Source organism: Streptomyces sp. NPDC015130, assembly GCF_043080005.1.
Lineage (GTDB): Bacteria > Actinomycetota > Actinomycetes > Streptomycetales > Streptomycetaceae > Streptomyces.
The window spans coordinates 1-2,503 of record NZ_JBIBVC010000038.1 but is presented as its reverse complement, the minus strand read 5'-3'; the positions used below and the strand labels follow the sequence as shown (position 1 = coordinate 2,503).

At 56.4% G+C, this 2,503-nt stretch carries 1 rRNA gene; it reads right to left on the bottom strand.

Annotation, left to right across the window (positions count from 1 at the left end):
* Positions 1–32: 32 nt before the first annotated feature.
* Positions 33–2,503 (bottom strand): 23S ribosomal RNA (locus ACF08F_RS37655); the annotation flags it as partial.

The window sequence follows — 2,503 nt, the reverse complement described above, 5'->3', positions numbered from 1 at the left end:
CTTCAGAACTAACACAGTGGACGCGAGCAACTGAGGACAAGCCCTCGGCCTATTAGTACCGGTCAGCTCCACCCATTACTGGGCTTCCACATCCGGCCTATCAACCCAGTGGTCTACTGGGAGCCTTACCCTCTCAAGGAGGTGGGAATACTCATCTTGAAGCAGGCTTCCCGCTTAGATGCTTTCAGCGGTTATCCCTCCCGAACGTAGCCAACCAGCCATGCCCTTGGCAGGACAACTGGCACACCAGAGGTTCGTCCGTCCCGGTCCTCTCGTACTAGGGACAGCCCTTCTCAATATTCCTACGCGCACAGCGGATAGAGACCGAACTGTCTCACGACGTTCTAAACCCAGCTCGCGTACCGCTTTAATGGGCGAACAGCCCAACCCTTGGGACCGACTCCAGCCCCAGGATGCGACGAGCCGACATCGAGGTGCCAAACCATCCCGTCGATATGGACTCTTGGGGAAGATCAGCCTGTTATCCCCGGGGTACCTTTTATCCGTTGAGCGACGGCGCTTCCACAAGCCACCGCCGGATCACTAGTCCCGACTTTCGTCCCTGCTCGACCCGTCGGTCTCACAGTCAAGCTCCCTTGTGCACTTACACTCAACACCTGATTGCCAACCAGGCTGAGGGAACCTTTGGGCGCCTCCGTTACCCTTTGGGAGGCAACCGCCCCAGTTAAACTACCCATCAGACACTGTCCCTGATCCGGATCACGGACCGAGGTTAGACATCCAGCACGACCAGAGTGGTATTTCAACGGCGACTCCACCATGACTGGCGTCACGGCTTCAAAGTCTCCCACCTATCCTACACAAGCCGAACCGAACACCAATATCAAACTGTAGTAAAGGTCCCGGGGTCTTTTCGTCCTGCTGCGCGAAACGAGCATCTTTACTCGTAGTGCAATTTCACCGGGCCTATGGTTGAGACAGTCGAGAAGTCGTTACGCCATTCGTGCAGGTCGGAACTTACCCGACAAGGAATTTCGCTACCTTAGGATGGTTATAGTTACCACCGCCGTTTACTGGCGCTTAAGTTCTCAGCTTCGCCACACCGAAATGTGACTAACCGGTCCCCTTAACGTTCCAGCACCGGGCAGGCGTCAGTCCGTATACATCGCCTTACGGCTTCGCACGGACCTGTGTTTTTAGTAAACAGTCGCTTCTCGCTGGTCTCTGCGGCCACCCCCAGCTCAGAGTGCAAGACTCATCACCAGTGATGGCCCCCCTTCTCCCGAAGTTACGGGGGCATTTTGCCGAGTTCCTTAACCATAGTTCACCCGAACGCCTCGGTATTCTCTACCTGACTACCTGAGTCGGTTTAGGGTACGGGCCGCCATGAAACTCGCTAGAGGCTTTTCTCGACAGCATAGGATCATCCACTTCACCACAATCGGCTCGGCATCAGGTCTCAGGCTATGTGTGTGACGGATTTGCCTATCACACGCCCTACACCCTTACCCCGGGACTACCACCGCCCGGGCTGGACTACCTTCCTGCGTCACCCCATCGCTTACCTACTACCACCTTGGGTCGACGGCTCCACCACTTTCCTTTCCCCGAAGGGTCCGGAACGGCTTCACGGCCTTAGCATTAATGGGCTCGATATTGGGCGTTTCAAAGCGGGTACCGGAATATCAACCGGTTGTCCATCGACTACGCCTGTCGGCCTCGCCTTAGGTCCCGACTTACCCTGGGCAGATCAGCTTGACCCAGGAACCCTTAGTCAATCGGCGCACACGTTTCTCACGTGTGTATCGCTACTCATGCCTGCATTCTCACTCGTGAACCGTCCACAACTCGCTTCCGCGGCTGCTTCACCCGGCACACGACGCTCCCCTACCCATCACAGCGGGCGTTGGCCCTCATGCTGCAATGACACGACTTCGGCGGTACGCTTGAGCCCCGCTACATTGTCGGCGCGGAATCACTTGACCAGTGAGCTATTACGCACTCTTTCAAGGGTGGCTGCTTCTAAGCCAACCTCCTGGTTGTCTCTGCGACTCCACATCCTTTCCCACTTAGCGTACGCTTAGGGGCCTTAGTCGATGCTCTGGGCTGTTTCCCTCTCGACCATGGAGCTTATCCCCCACAGTCTCACTGCCGTGCTCTCACTTACCGGCATTCGGAGTTTGGCTAAGGTCAGTAACCCGGTAGGGCCCATCGCCTATCCAGTGCTCTACCTCCGGCAAGAAACACACGACGCTGCACCTAAATGCATTTCGGGGAGAACCAGCTATCACGGAGTTTGATTGGCCTTTCACCCCTAACCACAGGTCATCCCCCAGGTTTTCAACCCTGGTGGGTTCGGTCCTCCACGAAGTCTTACCTCCGCTTCAACCTGCCCATGGCTAGATCACTCCGCTTCGGGTCTTGAGCGCGCTACTAAATCGCCCTATTCGGACTCGCTTTCGCTACGGCTTCCCCACACGGGTTAACCTCGCAACACACCGCAAACTCGCAGGCTCATTCTTCAAAAGGCACGCAGTCACGA